20 protein-coding genes are annotated in these 17,537 nt (G+C 64.8%); 5 read left to right on the top strand and 15 right to left on the bottom strand.

Annotated features, from left to right (window positions below; translation table 11 throughout):
* Positions 1-103 precede the first annotated feature (103 nt).
* The 9 genes from nusB to PCE31106_RS10265 form a co-directional block, all read right to left on the bottom strand.
* Positions 104-556 carry a transcription antitermination factor NusB gene (nusB, locus tag PCE31106_RS10305; RefSeq protein WP_017235285.1) on the bottom strand — a complete coding sequence of 151 codons (453 nt, stop codon included), beginning with the start codon at positions 554-556 and terminating at the stop codon, positions 104-106.
* Positions 556-1,077 (bottom strand): 6,7-dimethyl-8-ribityllumazine synthase, encoded by a 522-nt coding sequence (gene ribH / locus PCE31106_RS10300; protein ID WP_150563195.1) that lies wholly within the window; start codon positions 1,075-1,077, stop codon positions 556-558. The genes nusB and ribH overlap by 1 nt, the downstream gene beginning before the upstream one ends.
* A 131-nt stretch (positions 1,078-1,208) precedes the next feature.
* The gene (gene ribBA / locus PCE31106_RS10295) at positions 1,209-2,330 is read right to left on the bottom strand and encodes a bifunctional 3,4-dihydroxy-2-butanone-4-phosphate synthase/GTP cyclohydrolase II (RefSeq protein WP_017235287.1); all 1,122 of its coding nucleotides are present in this window, start codon (positions 2,328-2,330) and stop codon (positions 1,209-1,211) included.
* A gap of 253 nt (positions 2,331-2,583) precedes the next feature.
* Complete coding sequence (locus tag PCE31106_RS10290) at positions 2,584-3,285, bottom strand: ABC transporter ATP-binding protein (protein ID WP_150563194.1); 702 nt, start codon at positions 3,283-3,285, stop codon at positions 2,584-2,586.
* Positions 3,285-4,052, bottom strand: a complete 768-nt coding sequence (livG, locus tag PCE31106_RS10285; RefSeq protein WP_150563193.1) for a high-affinity branched-chain amino acid ABC transporter ATP-binding protein LivG — start codon at positions 4,050-4,052, stop codon at positions 3,285-3,287. The genes PCE31106_RS10290 and livG overlap by 1 nt, the downstream gene beginning before the upstream one ends.
* Entirely contained in the window at positions 4,049-5,323 is a 1,275-nt protein-coding gene (locus PCE31106_RS10280) for a high-affinity branched-chain amino acid ABC transporter permease LivM (RefSeq protein ID WP_017235290.1), read from the bottom strand. The genes livG and PCE31106_RS10280 overlap by 4 nt, the downstream gene beginning before the upstream one ends.
* Positions 5,324-5,331: 8 nt before the next feature.
* Positions 5,332-6,255, bottom strand: a complete 924-nt coding sequence (livH, locus tag PCE31106_RS10275; RefSeq protein WP_017235291.1) for a high-affinity branched-chain amino acid ABC transporter permease LivH — start codon at positions 6,253-6,255, stop codon at positions 5,332-5,334.
* Positions 6,256-6,358: 103 nt separating this feature from the next.
* The gene (locus tag PCE31106_RS10270; RefSeq protein WP_017235292.1) at positions 6,359-7,471 is read right to left on the bottom strand and encodes a branched-chain amino acid ABC transporter substrate-binding protein; all 1,113 of its coding nucleotides are present in this window, start codon (positions 7,469-7,471) and stop codon (positions 6,359-6,361) included.
* A 425-nt stretch (positions 7,472-7,896) separates the two neighbouring features.
* On the bottom strand, positions 7,897-8,802 hold the full coding sequence (locus PCE31106_RS10265; protein WP_150563192.1) for a LysR family transcriptional regulator: 906 nt from the start codon (positions 8,800-8,802) through the stop codon (positions 7,897-7,899).
* A 141-nt stretch (positions 8,803-8,943) separates the two neighbouring features.
* Between PCE31106_RS10265 and PCE31106_RS10260 the strand changes: the two genes are divergently transcribed.
* The 3 genes from PCE31106_RS10260 to PCE31106_RS10250 are packed head-to-tail and all read left to right on the top strand — an operon-like array spanning position 8,944 to position 10,741.
* On the top strand, positions 8,944-9,156 hold the full coding sequence (locus tag PCE31106_RS10260; protein WP_017235294.1) for a tautomerase family protein: 213 nt from the start codon (positions 8,944-8,946) through the stop codon (positions 9,154-9,156).
* On the top strand, positions 9,153-9,983 hold the full coding sequence (mhpD, locus tag PCE31106_RS10255; RefSeq protein ID WP_150563191.1) for a 2-keto-4-pentenoate hydratase: 831 nt from the start codon (positions 9,153-9,155) through the stop codon (positions 9,981-9,983). The genes PCE31106_RS10260 and mhpD overlap by 4 nt, the downstream gene beginning before the upstream one ends.
* Positions 9,980-10,741, top strand: coding sequence for a 2-keto-4-pentenoate hydratase (locus tag PCE31106_RS10250; protein ID WP_150563190.1), 762 nt, complete (start codon positions 9,980-9,982; stop codon positions 10,739-10,741). Before mhpD ends, PCE31106_RS10250 begins: the two co-directional genes overlap by 4 nt.
* Before the next feature lie 29 nt (positions 10,742-10,770).
* Here the strand turns inward: PCE31106_RS10250 and ribD are convergent, their stop codons facing one another.
* From ribD to hemL, 5 genes are all read right to left on the bottom strand, one after another.
* On the bottom strand, positions 10,771-11,868 hold the full coding sequence (gene ribD, locus PCE31106_RS10245) for a bifunctional diaminohydroxyphosphoribosylaminopyrimidine deaminase/5-amino-6-(5-phosphoribosylamino)uracil reductase RibD (RefSeq protein ID WP_150563189.1): 1,098 nt from the start codon (positions 11,866-11,868) through the stop codon (positions 10,771-10,773).
* Positions 11,869-11,874: 6 nt separating this feature from the next.
* Positions 11,875-12,414, bottom strand: coding sequence for a TPM domain-containing protein (locus tag PCE31106_RS10240; RefSeq protein WP_174975088.1), 540 nt, complete (start codon positions 12,412-12,414; stop codon positions 11,875-11,877).
* 5 nt (positions 12,415-12,419) lie between these two features.
* Positions 12,420-13,268: a TPM domain-containing protein gene (locus PCE31106_RS10235; RefSeq protein ID WP_150563267.1), complete on the bottom strand. Its 849-nt coding sequence runs from the start codon at positions 13,266-13,268 to the stop codon at positions 12,420-12,422.
* A 139-nt stretch (positions 13,269-13,407) separates the two neighbouring features.
* A complete protein-coding gene (locus PCE31106_RS10230) occupies positions 13,408-14,022 on the bottom strand; it encodes a LemA family protein (protein WP_017235299.1) in 615 nt (204 codons plus the stop codon).
* 84 nt (positions 14,023-14,106) lie between these two features.
* A complete protein-coding gene (hemL, locus tag PCE31106_RS10225; RefSeq protein ID WP_150563187.1) occupies positions 14,107-15,411 on the bottom strand; it encodes a glutamate-1-semialdehyde 2,1-aminomutase in 1,305 nt (434 codons plus the stop codon).
* 131 nt (positions 15,412-15,542) lie between these two features.
* Between hemL and rnk the strand changes: the two genes are divergently transcribed.
* Positions 15,543-15,968, top strand: coding sequence for a nucleoside diphosphate kinase regulator (gene rnk / locus PCE31106_RS10220; RefSeq protein WP_017235301.1), 426 nt, complete (start codon positions 15,543-15,545; stop codon positions 15,966-15,968).
* A 147-nt stretch (positions 15,969-16,115) separates the two neighbouring features.
* On the opposite strand, the gene PCE31106_RS10215 is transcribed toward rnk, so the two are convergent.
* Complete coding sequence (locus tag PCE31106_RS10215; protein WP_150563186.1) at positions 16,116-16,718, bottom strand: phosphatase PAP2 family protein; 603 nt, start codon at positions 16,716-16,718, stop codon at positions 16,116-16,118.
* A 602-nt stretch (positions 16,719-17,320) separates the two neighbouring features.
* Here PCE31106_RS10215 and PCE31106_RS10210 point away from each other — a divergent pair.
* Entirely contained in the window at positions 17,321-17,518 is a 198-nt protein-coding gene (locus PCE31106_RS10210; RefSeq protein WP_150563185.1) for a hypothetical protein, read from the top strand.
* Positions 17,519-17,537 lie beyond the last annotated feature (19 nt).

Raw genomic sequence — 17,537 nt, 5'->3', positions numbered from 1 at the left:
GGGCGAACGCTACGGGGCGATTGCCCCGTTCGGCGTGCACGCGACGCGGGAGGAATCGTCAGGCCGGCCGGCCTGCGATACCTTGCGCAGCCCTCGCGTAGGGCTAGGCGCTTTTGCCGCGACCGCCATTGCGATTCGCGGCGACTTCGTCTGGCCGCACTTCCGCGGCCAACTTGTCGAGGACGCCATTCACGTAGCGAAAGCCTTCGACACCGCCAAAGGTCTTGGCGAGTTCGACCGCCTCGTTGATGACCACGCGGTACGGAATGTCCAGGTGGTGAATCAGTTCGTAGGCACCAATGACCAGCACGCCATGCTCGACCGGCGACAGTTCGGCGGCCGGGCGGTCGAGGTAGGGCTGGAGTTGCTGCGACAAGGCGTCCGCCTCACGGATGCTGCCGTGCAACAGGGCATCCAGGTGCGTGCGGTCGGCCTTGTCGTAGCCGGGGGTGGTGCGCAGGTGCGCATCGATCTCACCCGCGTGGTCGCGCGAGAGCAGCCATTGATACAACCCTTGCAGCGCAAATTCGCGCGCGCGGCGGCGAGCACTCTTCATTACCGATCTTCCTCTTCTTCGTCTTCGTCTTCGTCTTCGTCCAATCCGTCGTCGCCACCGAGCATGTCGATCGCTTCGAGCAGATTGGCCATTTCCACCGCCACGCGGGCGGCGTCGCGGCCCTTTTCGGCGGCGCGCGCTTCGGCCTGTTCGTCGTTCTCGGTCGTGAGCACCGCATTGGCGATGGGAATGCCGAAGTCGAGACCAATACGCGAAATGCCGGCACCGCTCTCGTTCGAGACCAGTTCGAAGTGATATGTCTCGCCGCGAATGACTGCGCCGAGCGCGATCAGCGCGTCGAACTGGCCGCATTCGGCCATCTTCTGCAATGCCAGCGGAATTTCCAATGCGCCGGGCACCGTGACGAGCAGCACGTCGTCGCCATCGACACCTAGGCGGTCGAGTTCGGCCACGGCAGCGGCGCGAAGTGCCGTGCAAACGGCGTCGTTGAATCGTGCTTGCACAATGCCTATGCGCAGGCCTTCACCGTCGAGTTCGGGCTGATATTGTCCGATGTCCATAATGGGCTTCCTCTAAAAAAGTACCGTCCAGGCGGTGCGGCCAACGTTGTGCCGGCATGCCCGAGACAGGCATGGCTCGGCAAGATGATGCCCCGCTGCCACTGGCGGGCGGGCCATCGATACAAGACTATTCAGGCGCCCGGTGCGCCGGGCATCGGCTGGAAGCCGGTGACCTCCAGGCCATAACCTGCCATGTTGGGGATTTTGCGCGGGCTCGAGAGCACCCGCATTTTACCGACGCCCAGCTCGCGCAAGATTTGCGCGCCAACGCCGTGCGTGCGGAAGTCCACAGGGCGGCGCTTGGCGCGCGCCGCCTGCTCGGTTTCGTCGAGCGCTTCGAACTGATTGAACAGATGCTCGGGCGTCTCCACGCAGTTCAGCAGCACGACAACCCCTTTGTCCGCCTCGGCAATCGCTTGCATCGCGCCCGCGAGGGTCCAGGAGTGGGTCGACACGCCGGTCTCGAGCAGGTCGAGCACCGAGAGCGGTTCGTGCACGCGCACGAGCGTTTCGTCGGCTGGGTTCGGAACCCCGCGCACCAGCGCGAGGTGCGGATTGCCGCTCGGCTTGTCGCGGTAAAGCGTGGCCTGGAACGGGCCCCAGGCCGTTTGCATTTCGCGCGTGGCGACCGTCTCGATCATCGATTCGGTGCGGCTGCGGTAGTGGATCAGATCGACGATCGTACCGATCTTGATGTTGTGCTGCTCGGCGAACTCCAGCAACTGCGGCAGGCGTGCCATCGTGCCGTCGTCGTTCATGATTTCGCAGATGACGGCGGCGGGCGTGAGGCCGGCCATGGCCGTCAGGTCGCAACCGGCTTCGGTGTGACCGGCGCGCACCAACACGCCGCCGGGCTGCGCCATGATCGGGAACACATGACCCGGCTGGACGATGTCCTCCGGACGCGCGTCGCGGCCAATGGCCGTCTGCACCGTGTGGGCGCGATCCGCTGCCGAGATGCCCGTGGTGACGCCTTCGGCCGCTTCGATCGACAGCGTGAACGCGGTGCCGTACTGGGTCCCGTTGCGGTAGGTCATCAACGGCAGGTTGAGCTGCTTGCAACGCGCCTGCGTGAGCGTGAGGCAAATCAGGCCGCGGCCGTATTTGGCCATGAAGTTGATGGCTTCAGGCGTCGCGAACTCGGCCGCCATGACCAGGTCGCCTTCGTTTTCGCGGTCTTCCTCGTCGACGAGGACAACCATGCGGCCGGCCTTCAGCTCGGCAATGATTTCTTCTGTAGTGGCCAACGGCATAGCGGACAACGCGGGGCGGAATTTGGAAAGGCTCTATTCTACGCCAAGCGGGTGTCCGTCTGCGTCCGAATCTCGCAAGTGCGCGAATCCGGATCGGGTGGGGCCAGTGAACCGCGTGACGTGCCAATCCGGGCGACGTCGTGGGCCGCGGGTGCGCCTTGCCGCATGAGAACATGAGGACGCCACCGAAGTGTGCGTCCCCATGTCTCATTTTGACGCCGAACGTCCGTGCGCTGGGCCGCAGCGCGCTACGTCACGCGCCGAGATACGCGCGTTTGATGTCGTCGTTCGCGAGCAGGTTCTCGGCCGAGTCGGCGAGCACGACGCGACCGGTCTCGAGCACATAGCCGCGATCGGCCACGTTCAACGCCTTGTTCGCGTTTTGCTCCACCAGAAACACGGTGACGCCTTCTTCGCGAATCGCGCGAATGATGTCGAAGATCTGCGCGATCACGAGCGGTGCCAGGCCGAGCGTCGGTTCGTCGAGCAACAGCAGGCGCGGACGGCTCATCAGCGCCCGCCCGATGGCCAGCATCTGCTGTTCGCCGCCCGACATCGTGCCCGCGCGCTGCTTGCCGCGCTGCGCGAGCCGCGGGAACAGTTTGAACACGTGGTCCATCCCGGCGTCGATCTGATCCTTGGAGGCGAAAAAGCCGCCCATCTTCAGGTTCTCGATGACCGTCAGACTCGGAAATACCCGGCGGCCTTCCGGTGAAATCGCCAGCCCCATGCGCATGATGTCGTGCGTGGCGCATCCCGTGATGTCGCGACCTTCGAACATGACACGTCCGCTCGATGCGCGCGGCGTGCCGCACACGGTCATCATCAACGTCGTCTTGCCCGCGCCGTTACTGCCGATGAGCGTGACGATCTCGCCCTTGTTCACTTCGATCGACACGCCCGAGAGCGCCTCGACGGCCCCGTAATGGGTATGGATTTGTTCCAGCTTGAGCATTATTCCTCCCCGAGGTAGGCCTTGATGACGCGCGGGTCGCGCCGCACCTCGTCGGGCTTGCCGGTCATGATCGGCTTGCCGTGTTCCATCACGAGAATCCGGTCCGAAACGCCCATGACGAGGCTCATGTCGTGCTCGATCAGCAGCACTGAAATCCCGAACTCGTGACGCAGGTTGTCGACGAGTTGCTGCAACTCGACCTTCTCTTGCGGATTGAGGCCGGCGGCCGGTTCGTCGAGCATGAGCAGACGCGGTTCCGTGATCATGCAGCGTGCAATTTCGAGACGTCGCTGGTGTCCGTACGACAGCGTGCCGGCCTCGCGGTTGGCGACGGCCGTCAGGCCCAACCGGTCGAGCCACGCCTTGGCGCGCTCGAGCGCCGCGCGTTCGGCGCGACGGAACGCGCCCGTCGAGAACAGCCCTTGCAGAAAGCCGCTATGCACGCGCATGTGCTGTGCAACGAGCAGGTTCTCCACCACCGTCAACTGGCGGAACAGGCGGATGTTCTGGAACGTGCGTACGAGGCCACGTCGCGCCACGCTATGGCTCGGCAGGCCGGTGATGTTGTCGCCGTCGAGCGTGATCGAGCCGCCCGTGGGCCGATAGAAGCCGCCAACGCAATTGAAGACGGTCGTCTTGCCGGCGCCGTTCGGGCCGATAATGGCGAAGACTTCGTGCGGGCGGACGTCGAAATCGACGCCATCGACGGCCAGCAGACCGCCGAAGCGCATCTGCAGGCCGGAGAGTTTCAACAGTGCTGCACTCATTGCGGCAACTCCACGTGCGGGCGGGTGGCGGGCAACAGGCCCTGCGGACGCCACATCATCATCAGTACCATCACCAGGCCGAAAATCAGCATGCGGTATTCGGCAAAGTCGCGCGCGACTTCCGGCAGGACGGTCAGCAGAATCGCCGCGAGAATCACGCCGATTTGCGAGCCCATGCCACCGAGCACGACCACGGCGAGGATTAGCGCCGATTCGATGAATGTGAACGATTCGGGCGTGACCAGCCCCTGACGTGCGGCAAAGAATGCGCCGGCGAGCCCGGCGAACGATGCCCCCAGTGTGAACGCGGAGAGCTTGATGCGCGTGGGGTTCAGGCCGAGCGAGCGGCACGCGATTTCATCTTCGCGCAACGCTTCCCAGGCGCGGCCAATCGGCATGCGGATCAGGCGGCTAGTGACAAACAGCGTGAAGCCCACTAACGCAAACGCCAGCAGGTAGAGGTAGATCACCATGTGCGAGCCGTCGTACGGCAAGCCGATCAGTTCGTGGAACGTCTTCACGCCATCGACACTCGATGATCGCGCCATCTCGATGCCGAAGACACTGGGCTTCGGAATGCCCGAGACACCGTCCGGTCCACCGGTCAGGCTCGTCAGGTTGTTCAGCAGCAGGCGGATGATTTCCCCGAAGCCGAGCGTCACGATGGCCAGATAGTCGCCCCGCAGGCGCAGCACCGGGAAGCCGAGCAGGAACCCGAAGGTGGCGGACATGAGTGCGGCAATCGGCAGGCATTCCCAAAAGGTCAGGCCGAAGTACTGGTTGAGCAGGGCATATGTATAGCCGCCGACCGCGTAGAAGCCGACGTAGCCCAGATCGAGCAGACCGGCGAATCCCACGACGATGTTCAGGCCCAGGCCGAGCACGCAGTAGATGAGGGCCAGCGTCGCCACATCCACCGCGCCGCGCGAGCCGACGAACGGCCACGCGAGCCCGATGGCGAGCAGCACCCACATGGCGCTCAGTTGCTGACGGCGTCCCAGGGTGGGGATGGCCGGCAGCGTGATGGCACGCGTCGAGCGCAGCAGGAACGGCTTGAGCATCTGGAACACGAAGACGACGGCCGCGGCGATCCAGACCGGACGCCAGTGCTGCTCGATCACGACGCGGTAGCCGTCGAGCTTCAGTTGCAGGCCGAGGATGGGGGCGGTGAGCACGATCGTCACGAGTGCGGAGATGACCGCACCCTTGAGGGTGTCGCCGGCCGGTGCGCGTTGGGCGGCGCCGGACTTGAGCGTGAGGGGTTGTGTCATGGTCGACCTCAGACTTTCTCGACGTCGGGCTTGCCCAGCAGGCCGGTGGGGCGGAACAGCAGCACCAGCACCAGCAGGCAGAACGCCACGATGTCCTTGTACTCGGAAGGCATGTAGCCGGAGGCGAGCGTTTCCGCCAGCCCCAGCAGTACACCGCCCAGCATGGCGCCGGGAACGCTGCCGATACCGCCCAGTACCGCTGCCGTGAAGGCCTTGATACCGGCGATGAAGCCGATGTACGGATTGAGCTTGCCGATGGTCAGGCCGATCAGCACGCCGCCGACGGCCGCGAGCATGGCGCCGAGCACGAAGGTGAACGAGATCACGCGGTTCGTATCGATGCCGAGCAGGTTGGCCATGCGCATGTCCTCGGCGCAGGCACGGCAGGCGCGGCCCATGCGCGAGTTGGCGATGAACAGCGTGAGCAGAATCATCAGCGCGACGGTCACGCCTACGATCAGCATGCGCGCGTAGGGAATGGTCACCGTGAAGTCACCCATCGGGATATCGATGGCGCCGGAGATCAGCATCGGCACGGACACGTCGCGCGCTCCCTGGCCGATCTGCACGTAGTTTTGCAGGAAGATGGACATGCCGATGGCGGAGATCAGCGGTCCGAGACGCGGGCCGCCGCGCAGCGGGCGATACGCCACTCGCTCGATCGCAAAGCCATACAGGCCGGTGATCAGCACCGAGACCAGCAGCGCCGCGCCCAGCACGAGCGGCAACGGGTAACCCGCTGCGGTGCCGATGGCCGTCAGTGTGACGAGACCGACGTAGGCGCCGATCATGTAGATCTCGCCGTGGGCAAAGTTGATCATGCCGATGATGCCGTAGACCATCGTGTAGCCGATGGCAATCAACGCGTAGATCGCGCCCAGCGTCAGGCCGTTGACCAGTTGCTGGGCAAACTGCGGGAAAAATTCGTTCATGCGGGAAGCCTCGCGACGAGCGGTGGCCGAGCGCGAATGCACGCCGCCCGCCGGGAACGGCGGGCGGCTGGGGGGATTCGCTGGCCGGTAAAGCGTCAGGAAATCAGTTGGCGGCGGTCTTGGTGGCGTCTTTGTGCCAGGTGTAGACCACGAACTTGAACGACTTCAGATCGCCTGCCGCGTCATACGCCACCTTGCCGATCGGCGTGTCGAACGTGTTCGCGTGCAGGTACTTGGCCACCTTCTCCGAGTCGGTGCTCTTCGCGCCGGCAATGCTCTTGGCGATCAGTTGCACCGCCGTGTAGGCCGGCATCTGGAACGGACCGTTCGGATCGCGCTTGGCGCTCGCGAAGGCCTTCACCAGCTTGGCGTTGGCCGGGTCGGCCGCGAAGTCGGCGGGCAGCGTCACGAGCATGCCTTCGGAGGCCGGGCCGGCAATCGCCGTCACGTCCTTGTTGCCCACGCCTTCCGGACCCATGAACGTGGCCTTCACACCTTGTTCGCGTGCCTGGCGCAGCAGCAGCCCCATTTCCGGGTGATAGCCGCCGAAGTACACGAAGTCCACGCCCTGTGCCTTGAGCTTGGTGATGACAGCCGAGTAGTCGGAGTCGCCGGCGTTGATGCCTTCGAACAGCACAACCGGGATCTTGGCGGCGTCGAGGTCCTTCTTCACCGACGTGGCGATACCCTGGCCGTACGACTGCTTGTCGTGCAGCACGGCCACCTTCTTCGGCTTGACCTTGTTGATGATGTACTGCGCGGCCGCCGGACCTTGCTGGTCGTCGCGGCCGATGGTGCGGAAGATGAAGTGACGCTTCTTGCCTTCGGTCAGTTGCGGTGCAGTCGCCGACGGCGTAATCATCACCACGCCTTCGTTCTCATAGATGTCCGATGCCGGGATCGTCGAGCCCGAGCACACGTGACCGATCACGTACTTGATCTTCTGGCTGACGATCTTGTTGGCAACGGCGACGGCCTGCTTCGGCTCGCACGCGTCGTCCATCATCACGGCTTCCAGCTTGTTGCCGTTCGCCCCGCCTGCCGCATTGATTTCGTCGATGGCGGTCAGCGCACCCGCCTTCACCATGTCGCCATATTGGGCGACCGAGCCGCTGAACGGGCCGGCGATGGCGATCTTGACGGTCTCGGCGTTGGCGCCCGTGCCGAGGACGGCAAGCGCAGCGGCGACGAACAGGGATTTGTGACGGAACTGCATCGTGGACATCTCCTTGATTTGTATTTTTTGAGCACCCGGTCGTGCGGTGCGCTTGATCGACGGCGGAACCCGGTCGGTATTGGCTCACTCCTGCCGCAGGCGACAGAAACGATGCGCCATAGTAGCGTAATCGGCCGTTAAATTGGAATAGCTATCCAGCGATGTCGAAAAACCCGCATGAATAAAGCGTTTCAAGATGGCGAAGATAAAGAAATAAGAGTCGTCACAGCGATGATGCGTAGTACTACGCAGATTGAAATTTAAGAAAATTGGCGATGAATCGACAAATCGAGGGGCGAGTCGGCGCCAAGAGAGAGGATGGGATGGATTGTCGAATAGGACATTTTGGATACAATCCGCCCGTCATTGATATCCAATTCAGGCGGTTTGCATCCGATCTCGGGAGCGCCGGATCGATCGACGCGCTACATCGCCAAGGTGTGACGCCGATTGCGCGAGCGCCGGATGAGCGCGAGAAAGGCGTTGAGAATCGGGGAATCGTCGTCGCGTCGGTACATGCAGTTCAGTTCGATGGCGCGCAGATGTCGTGATTTCAGCGGTCGGTACACCACGCCGGGTAGCCGCAGGTTCGCCGCCGACTCCGTCGTCACGCAAACGCCGAAGCGGCTCGCGACGAGCGCGATCGACGTCACGACATCCTCCACCTCCTGCTCCACGCGCAACGTCACCCCCTCGGCCCGAAACGCGGCAGCGACTTCCTCGGCGAGTCCCGGCACCGGGGCGTTCGGATACAGGATCATTCGCTCGTTATCGAGATCCGCCAGGGTCAGCAACGCGCGCTCGCATAGCGGATGACCTTCGTAGAGCGCGACGAGAAACGGCTCGCGATGAATCCAGTCGACGACGAGATCCGGCTCGTCCGGAATCAGCCGATTGAAGCCAATGGCGATGCGCCGCTCGCGCAGCGCCGCGATCTGGTCGGTCTTCGACAGGTTGTGCAGACCGATCTTCACTTCGGGGCGCTCGGTATGAAAGCTCGCCAGCAAGCGCGGAATCGCGTTGAGAATGCCCGAGCTGAAGATGCCGACGTCGAGCCGTCCGATATAGCCTTCGCCGGCGAGGCGCGTCTGCTCCTCGGCGCGGCGTGCGAGCGCCAGGATGTTCGGCACTTCGGCAAGCAGCGTCTGCCCCGCGGCGGTCAGCGTGGCGCCCTTGGGGGTACGCACGAATAGCGGCGTGCCCAGCTGGGCTTCGAGCGCGTGAATGTGGCGGGTGAGCGGTGGCTGCGCCATGTTCAGCCGCTGTGCCGCCCGTCCGAAATGGCCTTCCTGCGCGAGGGCAAGAAAGTAGCGCATTTGCTTGATGTCCATGGACGGCTCCGTTCCGGCGGGATAACTTGATACCGAAATAGTATCGGAATCTGGAAAATAGGTATTGGACGGTATCTCTCGGCGCGCGCATGATGGCTTCCTCCGAAAGCTTTCTTTTCGGCATTTTCAGGGGACAGCCTCATGCCAATCGTACAAATCCATTTGGTGGAAGGTCGCGACGACGCCACCGTGAAGGCCTGCGTCAAGGCCGTGGCACGCACCGTCCACGAGACACTCGGCGCACCGCTCGAATCGATCCGCGTGTATGCGACGCAAGTACCGGCTGCGCACTGGGCGGTGGGCGAGCACACCAAGGATGAGCCGGCGGCGCCGGCCAGGGCGGACGCCCGATGAGCGCGACCTCGCCTCGCGACGCCGCCACACAGGCGCGCCTGCAGCAGGCGGCCGACGCACTTCACGACGCCGGGCGCTCGCACCGCTTCATCGCCCCGCTGCGCGACACGTACGCGCCGCTCACCATCGACGACGCCTACGCCATTCAGCGTATCAACACCGAGCGGCATCTGGCGGCCGGGCGCCGCGTCGTCGGCTGCAAGATCGGCTTGACGTCGGTCGCCGTGCAGAAGCAGCTTGGCGTCGATCAGCCCGATTTCGGCTTGCTGTTCGACGACATGGGCTATGGCGACGGCGAGCCGATTCCCGCCTCGATCCTCACGCAGCCGAAGATCGAAGCCGAGATCGCCTTCGTCATCGGCCGGGATTTGAGTGTCGACAACCCGGGCCAACTCGACGTCATCAACGCCATCGAGTACGCGTTGCCCGCGCTGGAGATCGTCGGCAGCCGCGTGGCCGACTGGAACATCCGCATCACCGACACGATTGCCGATAACGCATCGTCGTCGGCCTACGTGATCGGCAATACGCCGAAGACGCTCGCCGAATTCGACGTCCGCCTGTGCGGCATGGTCATGGAGCGTCGCGGCGAGCCGGTGTCCGTCGGCGCGGGCGCGGCCTGCCTGGGCAGCCCGATCAACGCCGTGGTGTGGTTAGCCCGCACGATGGCGGCGGTGGGCACGCCGCTCAAGGCGGGCGACCTGGTGCTTTCGGGCGCGCTTGGCCCGATGGTCGCCGTGACCCCCGGCGATATCTTCGAGACCCGTATCAACGGCCTGGGCTCGGTCCGCGCCGTGTTCGAATCTGCCAGCGAGGCGGCACGATGAGCCACATTCAAGACTACGCAACGCTGCTCGACGACGCGGCCCATTTCGCGCACGAGGTCGAACAGTTCGATACCGACAATCGTCTGTCGCTCGACGACGCGTACGCCATTCAGGCCGCATCGCTCGCCCGGCGCGCCGAACGCGGCGAGACGCGTGTCGGCGTGAAGATGGGCTTTACCAGCCGCGCGAAGATGATGCAGATGGGGCTTTCCGATGTGATATGGGGGCGCCTCACGTCCGGCATGCAGATCGAGGAGGGGACGGCCATCGACTTCAAGCGGTACGTGCATCCACGCGTCGAGCCGGAAATCGCCTTCATCCTGAAGCAACCGCTGGAAGGCCATGTCACGGGCCCGCAGGCGCTCGCGGCGGTCGAAGCGATTGCGCCGGCCATCGAGATCATCGATTCGCGCTACAAGGACTTCAAGTTCACGTTGCCGGAAGTGATTGCCGACAACGCGTCGTCGAGCGGCTTCGTGATTGGGGCCTGGCACGATCCGCATGTCGATTTCTCGAATCTGGGATTGGCCATGACGATCAACGGCCGCACCGTGCAGGTGGGATCGACGGCGGCGCTGCTCGGCCATCCGCTGCGTTCGCTGGTCGCAGCGGCGCGTCTGTCAGCCGCCGCGGGCGAGCCGCTCCAAGCCGGCTGGATCGTGATGGCTGGCGGTGCGACACCCGCCGAATATATCCAGCCGGGCCAGTATGTGTCGGTGGAAATGGAGGCGCTCGGTCGCGTGGGCTTCCACATTTAAGCGCACGCGGCGCACCCGGCGACGGGGATTCAGTCGCGCTTGACGCGGGCCATCACCCGCAGATCGCCCTCGATCATGCGCACGTCCGTGAAACTGAGCGCGAGCCTGTCGTCGAGCGACGTGAGCGCGGGCAGGTGGAACATGCCTTGCGCGTCGCCGACGATGCACGGCGCGAGGTAGGTGAGCAGTTCGTCCACGCAGCGCTCGCGCAGCAGTGAACCGTTGAGCTTGTAGCCCGCCTCCACGTGGAGTTCGTTGAGCTGGCGCTCGCCGAGCGTGCGCAGCAGCGCCGAGAGGTCGACCTTGCCGGTCGTATTGGGCAGGTCGAGCACCTCCACGCCCAGGTCGCGCAGACGAGACGCGCGCTCGTGATCGCCGTTGGCGCAGATTACGAGCGCGTTGCCGTTCGCGAGCACCTTGGCGGTCGGGGAAATCTCGAGACGCGAATCGACGACGACGCGCAGTGGCTGGCGTGTCGTTTCCACCTCTCGCACGGTGAGCGACGGATCGTCCTCGCGCACCGTGCCGATGCCGGTGAGAATGGCGCACGCGCGCGCCCGCCACGCGTGGCCGTCGGCGCGCGCGGCCGGGCCGGTCAGCCATTGGCTCACGCCGTTGTGCAGGGCCGTCTTGCCGTCGAGGCTGGCCGCCACCTTCATGCGGACCCACGGCGTGCCGCGCGTCATGCGGGCGACGAACCCGATGTTCATTTCGCGCGCCTCATGCTCCAGCAGTCCGCAGCGCACTTCGATGCCCGCGTCGCGCAGCAGGCTCAGGCCGCGCCCGGCCACGAGCGGGTTCGGATCTTCCATCGCGGCAATTACGCGTTTCACGCCCGCGTCGATGAGCCCCTTCGCGCACGGTGGGGTGCGGCCGTAATGGCTGCACGGTTCGAGCGTGACATAGGCCGTGGCGCCACGCACCGACTCGCCCCGCGTGCGCGCGTCTTTCATGGCCTGCACTTCGGCGTGATCCTGGCCGGCCGGCTGCGTGAAGCCTTCGCCGATGATCCGTCCGTCCTGCACGATCACGCAGCCAACGCGAGGATTCGGCGTGGTGGTGAACATCGCGCGCTCGGCGAGCGCCAGCGCGCGACGCATATAAGAGAAATCCTGTTCGGAGAACATGAGGCGTCAGAGCATCAGCGGCCGGTCGGTCAACGCATTGTCCGGCGCCGCGCCGGCATGGGCCGGCAGGAATTCGCGCGCAATGCCGCGCAGGGTGTTCAGCGCGTCGAGCACGCTCTGGACATAACGTTCGTCACGAAAGCCGGCGCTCATCTGCGCAACGACGGTGTCCCACGTGCGGGGGGATACCAGCGCGTCGACGCCCTTGTCGGCGATCAGCTCGATATCGTGATCGGCGATGTTGATGTACAAGAGAATGCCCGTGCGCTCGCCCGTATGCGCCACGCCGAGCTGGCGAAACAAGTGAACGGCGCGTTGACGGCAGGTATGCCCGTGCCATACCGCAGCAAGCGGCATGGCCGCTTCGATCACTAGGCGAATCTCGCAGCGGTGCTCCTTTTCGGAATCGCGGATGGCGGCTTCGAGCGCATCGAGCGCCTTGTCCGGGAAGAGCCACCGGGCGTGCGCTCGCCAGGTGCCCAAATGCCGCAGCCAGCGCGAGACATCGTGCGTCTTGTGTTGCGTTGCGATTGCTTCGTTTGCCATCGCCATCACCAGTTCCCCGACGAACCGCCGCCGTCGAATCCACCACCGCCGCCGCCGCCGAAACCTCCTCCGCCGCCGCCATCGAATCCGCCGCCGTCGTTGCGTCCCCAGCCGCCCAGACCGCCCAGGCCGCCACCCAGCCCGGCGCCGAAGCCGCCGGCACCGATGCGCCCGCGTTGGCCGGTGAGCACCCGCGAGCGCGGGTCGGTGGGACCCACGCCCGGCAGACCGGGCCCTTGAAACCGCCGGCGGCTTTCCATCAGGACCACCATCCCGATGATGAAGACGATGAAGAGCAGCGGCAGGAAATCGGACAGATCCGAGTGCGGCGCGCGCGTCGACGGCAAATTCGGGGCGGGCAGCGCCTCGTTGTTCATCGCTGCTTCGACCGCCGCGACGCCGGCGGCCAACCCGCCGAAGAAGTCACCGCTGCGGAAATGGGGGGCCATCACGTCGCGCAGGATTCGCCCGGAGATGGCATCGGTCAGCGAGCCTTGTACCCCGCGTCCGACTTCAATGCGCATCTTGCGCAGGTCGTTCGGATTGTTCTTGGCGATGAGCACGATGACGCCGTCGTCCACGCCCTTGCGGCCGGCCTTCCAGGCATCGGCCACGCGAATGCTGTACTGGTCGATCGTCTCGGGAGCCGTGCTCGGCACCATCAGAACGAAAATCTGGCTGCCGCGTTGTTGCTCGTATTGTGCGAGCTGTGTCTCGAGTGCGTTGCGCTGCTCGGGCGTGAGTGTGCGGGTCAGGTCGGTTACCCGCGCGGTGAGCGCGGGCACGGCCACCAGATCCTCTGCGCTGGCCGGCAACGCCAGCGAGCCCAGGCACGCCAACGCCAGCGCCAGCATCGCCCAAAGCGTCGGTCCCCAATGCCACCTGCGCGAGTGCCCGCCGCGCGCGTCATCCGTCACCGGACGGCGCGTCGGCATCCCGCGGCCCTTTGGCGACACCTTGTAGTCCGCGGAGACGGCAGCCATGATCCGATCCTCAGAATTTGACGGCCGGCGCGGTCGAAATGGCCTTCTCGTTCTCGACCGTGAAGTTCGGCTTCGGCCCGTAGCCGAACATCTTCGCCGTCAGATTGTTCGGGAACTGGCGCACATACACGTTGTAATCCTGCACGGCCTGAATGTAGCGATTGCGCGCCACGGTGATGCGGTTTTCCGTGCCTTCGAGCTGCGATTGCAGGTCACGGAACAGACCGTCGGCCTTCAGGTTCGGATAGTTCTCCGAGACGGCCATCAGGCGTGAGAGTGCGCCGGACAGTTCGCCCTGCGCTTGCTGGAAGCGCTTGAACGCCTCGGGGTCGTTGAGCGTCTCCGGCGTGACCGTGATGCTCGTGGCCTTCGCGCGCGCGTTGATCACCTCGGTGAGCGTCGTTTGCTCGTGCGTGGCGTAGCCCTTGACCGTGTTCACCAGATTCGGCACCAGGTCGGCACGTCGCTGGTACTGGTTGACGACTTCACTCCAGGCGGCCTTGACCGCTTCGTCCTTGACCTGGATCTGGTTGTATCCGCAGGCGGACAACAACGAGGTGAGCACCCCCAGCGCCAACCAGCGCACGAACGATTGGCGAAGCTTTGTCGGCAACGACACTTGCATGATGTTTCTCCCTGTGATGGTCAGACTGGCCGACTCGCTAGGTGTGCGAAATCCGGCCGAAGACAGCCACGTGACCTGCAACGATCACGCAATGGCGCGAAACGCGTCGCGGGCAGCGTCGAGCGTGGCGTCGATGATCGTGTCGTCGTGCGTTGCCGAGACGAAGCCCGCTTCGAAGGCGCTCGGCGCGAGATACACGCCGCGATCGAGCATCGCATGAAAAAACTTGTTGAAACGGGCCACGTCGGACGTTGTAACTTCCGCGAAGCTCTGCGGCACGTTGGCACGGAAGTACAGGCCGAACATGCCGCCGACGCTGTCGCCCGAGAACGGTACGCCAGCGCTCTGGGCGGCCTCGACCAGCCCCGTGACGAGCTTCGATGTGCGTTTGGCCAGATCCTCGTAGAAGCCCGGCGCCTGAATCAGTTTGAGCGTGGCGAGGCCGGCGGCCACGGCCAGCGGATTCCCGGAGAGCGTGCCGGCCTGGTAGACGCCGCCCAGCGGTGCCAGGTGCGACATGATGTCGCGACGTCCGCCGAACGCGGCGGCCGGCATGCCGCCGCCGATGACCTTGCCCAGGCAAGTGAGGTCGGCCGTAATGCCGTACAGCGCTTGCGCACCGCCCAACCCGACGCGGAACCCGCACATCACCTCGTCGAAGATAAGCACGGCGCCATGGGCGGTGCACAGCTCGCGCAGCGTCTGCAGGAAGTGACGCGAGCCGCGCACGAGGTTCATGTTGCCGGCCACCGGCTCGACGATCACGGCCGCGATCTCGCCGCCTTGGCCGGCGAACAGTTCGCGAAGCTGTTCGACGTTGTTGTACTCGAGCACGAGCGTGTCGCGCGTGACTTCGGGCGGCACGCCGGCCGACGACGGCGCGTTGCGCGTTGAATCGGCGAACGTGAGCAGGCCAGAGCCGGCCTTCACGAGCAAGCTGTCGGCGTGGCCGTGATAGCAGCCCTCGAACTTGACGATCTTGTTGCGGCCGGTAAAGCCGCGCGCCAGGCGCAGTGCGCTCATCGTCGCCTCGGTGCCGGAGGACACCAGGCGCACCTGCTCGATGGACGGCACGAGGCCGCAGAGGGTCTCGGCCATCACCACTTCGGCTTCGGTGGGCGCCCCGAAGCTGAAGCCTTGCGACATCGCGGCGTGCACGGCGGCGACGACGTCCGGATGCAGGTGGCCGACGATCATCGGGCCCCACGAGCCGATGTAGTCGATGAAGCGCGTGCCTTCGGCGTCCCACATATAAGGGCCTTGGGCGCGGGCGATGAAGCGCGGCGTGCCGCCGACCGAACGGAAGGCGCGCACCGGCGAGTTCACGCCGCCGGGGATGGTCTGCTGGGCGCGCGCGAAGAGCGCGGCATTGGTAGTGTGTTCGGACATGACTTCGACTTTGTGTGCCTAATGCGTCGATTCTAGCGGATGGCGGTCAAGTCCGGGACTTCTCGCCGCGCGGGGCTTCTGTTAGATTGAAGGTCACTCCCTCAACGTCAAGGAAAAACAGGCCCGCCGACATGTTCACCGTCCATTCGCAACGCCCCTCGATCACTGTCTCCACGCTCGACCTTGAACGCCTCGAAGCGCTCATGGCGCAGGCGCCCCGCGCGGCATTGCCGTATGTGGAGGCACTCGAAACAGAGCTTGCCCGGGCGAGCGTCGTCGAACCGGAGCAGATGCCGGCCGACATCGCCACGATGAACTCGGTGGTGCGCTACCGTGATCTCGCCGCGCAGCAGGAACATCGCGTCACGCTTGTGTATCCGCAACATCTGGCGAGCACGCCGAGCGGCATTTCAGTGCTCGCGCCGGTGGGCAGCGCGCTGCTCGGCTTGCGCGTCGGTCAGTCGATTCAGTGGCAAGTGCCAGGCGGCCACCAGATCGCGCTGACATTGCTCGGCATCGATTACCAGCCCGAAGCTGCCGGCGAATACCACCGCTGATCCCCCGTCTCCGACGCCGTACTGGGAGATTCGGTTCTCCCGAGTCTCCCTACCGTTCCTGCCTGTTCGTCAACCCCGCCTGAAGCTTCCACCGCTTCCCGCAGGTCCGCAAACCCGCAGTTCCCGTCGTTTCCCAAGTCCGCCGGCTCAGCGACGCAGCCAGCCGCGCGCAATCGGCCACGCCATCAGGCGGCGATAGAGGGCTTCGAGGATAGCCGCGACGATACGACTCGTCTCACGCGCACTCGCGGTGTGCATGATGAGCGCCACTACGATCGATACCGCCAGCGCACCGACCATATCGAGCGGCCAGTGCACGCCAAGGTAGACGCGCGCCCAGCACACGGGCACCGCGCATAGCAGCAGGAGCCGGCCGAGCAGGCGAGGCGAGCGCGCGAGCGTGCCCATCAGGACGAACGCCGACGTGAACAGGATCGACGCGTGATTGCTGGGGAAGGCACTCGTCGGCGCATGCGGGAGCAGGTTCGTGCCGAGACCGACGACGAACGGCCGCGGTTCGAACCAGGCCAGACCGATCACACCGTTGATCAGTAGCGCGAGCGCTACGCCCAGCAGACCGTGCACGGCCCCCTCGCGGTCGCGACCGCCAGCGAGCCACAGGAGGGTCAGGCCCACCGGGAGCAGCAGGATCAGGTATTTGGCGAGGAGAACGGCGATGGCCAGTTCTCCTTCACTGACATTGGGCGAGGCATTGACGGCCAGGAACAGGGCGCGGTTGATTGAATCCATGAAATTCGGGGAGCGGGAAGCAGAAATAGGCCAGACCGGTTGCCCGGTACGCCACCGGGTGGCGTGCGGTGCCGGTGCCTCGACGGCCGCCGGTGGGCGGTTTGTGACGAAAACATGACAGATTCTGACTGAGCCGCTTCCCGCTGGAAAGTTGCATTCGTCATCATTTTGTAACACGGTGAATTGTCACTTTTCTTTCGACGCACTCGGGGGTAAAATCGCGCCGTCATAGCTCTCAGGAGGTCCTTCCGTGGACAGTAGTTCTAGTGGTAGTTGCCGGTCGGCGCAGGTCGACACCATCACCGCGAGTTAGTCCCCGGGATCTTCCCTGCCGCTAACTCGCATAGCCGGGTTGGCGCGCACCTCTGATGTACGCATCGAATGTCCAATGCCCTTGGCCGCCGCGCCGAAGGGTTTTCTTGGGCCATACCGATAGCGTCCGTCTTTCGTAGCACGCTCCCTAATTTGCTTTACGTCTGCCGTTCGGGCTGTCCCGTTGCGCGCAGGGGTTCGTTTTCAGGCCGTTTGCCGTGGGCGCCGGTGATGAAATGCGAGTCTCTCGTGCGCGCCGGGCCGATTGCCGCGCGGCCGGGAGAATCATCGTGTTCCGTTACTCCATGACCCTTCGCGGAGGCAATCCGCAAGCCCTGATGCTGCCCACCGAGTGCCTGCATCACTATCACGTCGCCCCGCATGCCGAGGACGCCGCTGTCATGGCGCGCCCGGGCGCGAGTGCGCGACTCGGACAGTGGCTGCTGGCGCTCGTGCACCGCAACGATTCGACCGGACGCGCGGGCTGAGCCTGCGCGATAACGGTCC

This window comes from Pandoraea cepalis, assembly GCF_902459665.1.
GTDB lineage: Bacteria > Pseudomonadota > Gammaproteobacteria > Burkholderiales > Burkholderiaceae > Pandoraea > Pandoraea cepalis.
This window is presented reverse-complemented; position numbering and strand designations above follow the sequence as displayed.

Bases quoted from the DNA above. Each gene is read 5' to 3' on its own strand.
- nusB (WP_017235285.1), bottom strand. From the start codon at position 556: ATGAAGAGTGCTCGCCGCCGCGCGCGCGAATTTGCGCTGCAAGGGTTG.
- ribH (WP_150563195.1), bottom strand. From the start codon at position 1,077: ATGGACATCGGACAATATCAGCCCGAACTCGACGGTGAAGGCCTGCGC.
- ribBA (WP_017235287.1), bottom strand. From the start codon at position 2,330: ATGCCGTTGGCCACTACAGAAGAAATCATTGCCGAGCTGAAGGCCGGC.
- PCE31106_RS10290 (WP_150563194.1), bottom strand. From the start codon at position 3,285: ATGCTCAAGCTGGAACAAATCCATACCCATTACGGGGCCGTCGAGGCG.
- livG (WP_150563193.1), bottom strand. From the start codon at position 4,052: ATGAGTGCAGCACTGTTGAAACTCTCCGGCCTGCAGATGCGCTTCGGC.
- PCE31106_RS10280 (WP_017235290.1), bottom strand. From the start codon at position 5,323: ATGACACAACCCCTCACGCTCAAGTCCGGCGCCGCCCAACGCGCACCG.
- livH (WP_017235291.1), bottom strand. From the start codon at position 6,255: ATGAACGAATTTTTCCCGCAGTTTGCCCAGCAACTGGTCAACGGCCTG.
- PCE31106_RS10270 (WP_017235292.1), bottom strand. From the start codon at position 7,471: ATGCAGTTCCGTCACAAATCCCTGTTCGTCGCCGCTGCGCTTGCCGTC.
- PCE31106_RS10265 (WP_150563192.1), bottom strand. From the start codon at position 8,802: ATGGACATCAAGCAAATGCGCTACTTTCTTGCCCTCGCGCAGGAAGGC.
- PCE31106_RS10260 (WP_017235294.1), top strand. From the start codon at position 8,944: ATGCCAATCGTACAAATCCATTTGGTGGAAGGTCGCGACGACGCCACC.
- mhpD (WP_150563191.1), top strand. From the start codon at position 9,153: ATGAGCGCGACCTCGCCTCGCGACGCCGCCACACAGGCGCGCCTGCAG.
- PCE31106_RS10250 (WP_150563190.1), top strand. From the start codon at position 9,980: ATGAGCCACATTCAAGACTACGCAACGCTGCTCGACGACGCGGCCCAT.
- ribD (WP_150563189.1), bottom strand. From the start codon at position 11,868: ATGTTCTCCGAACAGGATTTCTCTTATATGCGTCGCGCGCTGGCGCTC.
- PCE31106_RS10240 (WP_174975088.1), bottom strand. From the start codon at position 12,414: ATGGCAAACGAAGCAATCGCAACGCAACACAAGACGCACGATGTCTCG.
- PCE31106_RS10235 (WP_150563267.1), bottom strand. From the start codon at position 13,268: ATGCTGGCGCTGGCGTTGGCGTGCCTGGGCTCGCTGGCGTTGCCGGCC.
- PCE31106_RS10230 (WP_017235299.1), bottom strand. From the start codon at position 14,022: ATGCAAGTGTCGTTGCCGACAAAGCTTCGCCAATCGTTCGTGCGCTGG.
- hemL (WP_150563187.1), bottom strand. From the start codon at position 15,411: ATGTCCGAACACACTACCAATGCCGCGCTCTTCGCGCGCGCCCAGCAG.
- rnk (WP_017235301.1), top strand. From the start codon at position 15,543: ATGTTCACCGTCCATTCGCAACGCCCCTCGATCACTGTCTCCACGCTC.
- PCE31106_RS10215 (WP_150563186.1), bottom strand. From the start codon at position 16,718: ATGGATTCAATCAACCGCGCCCTGTTCCTGGCCGTCAATGCCTCGCCC.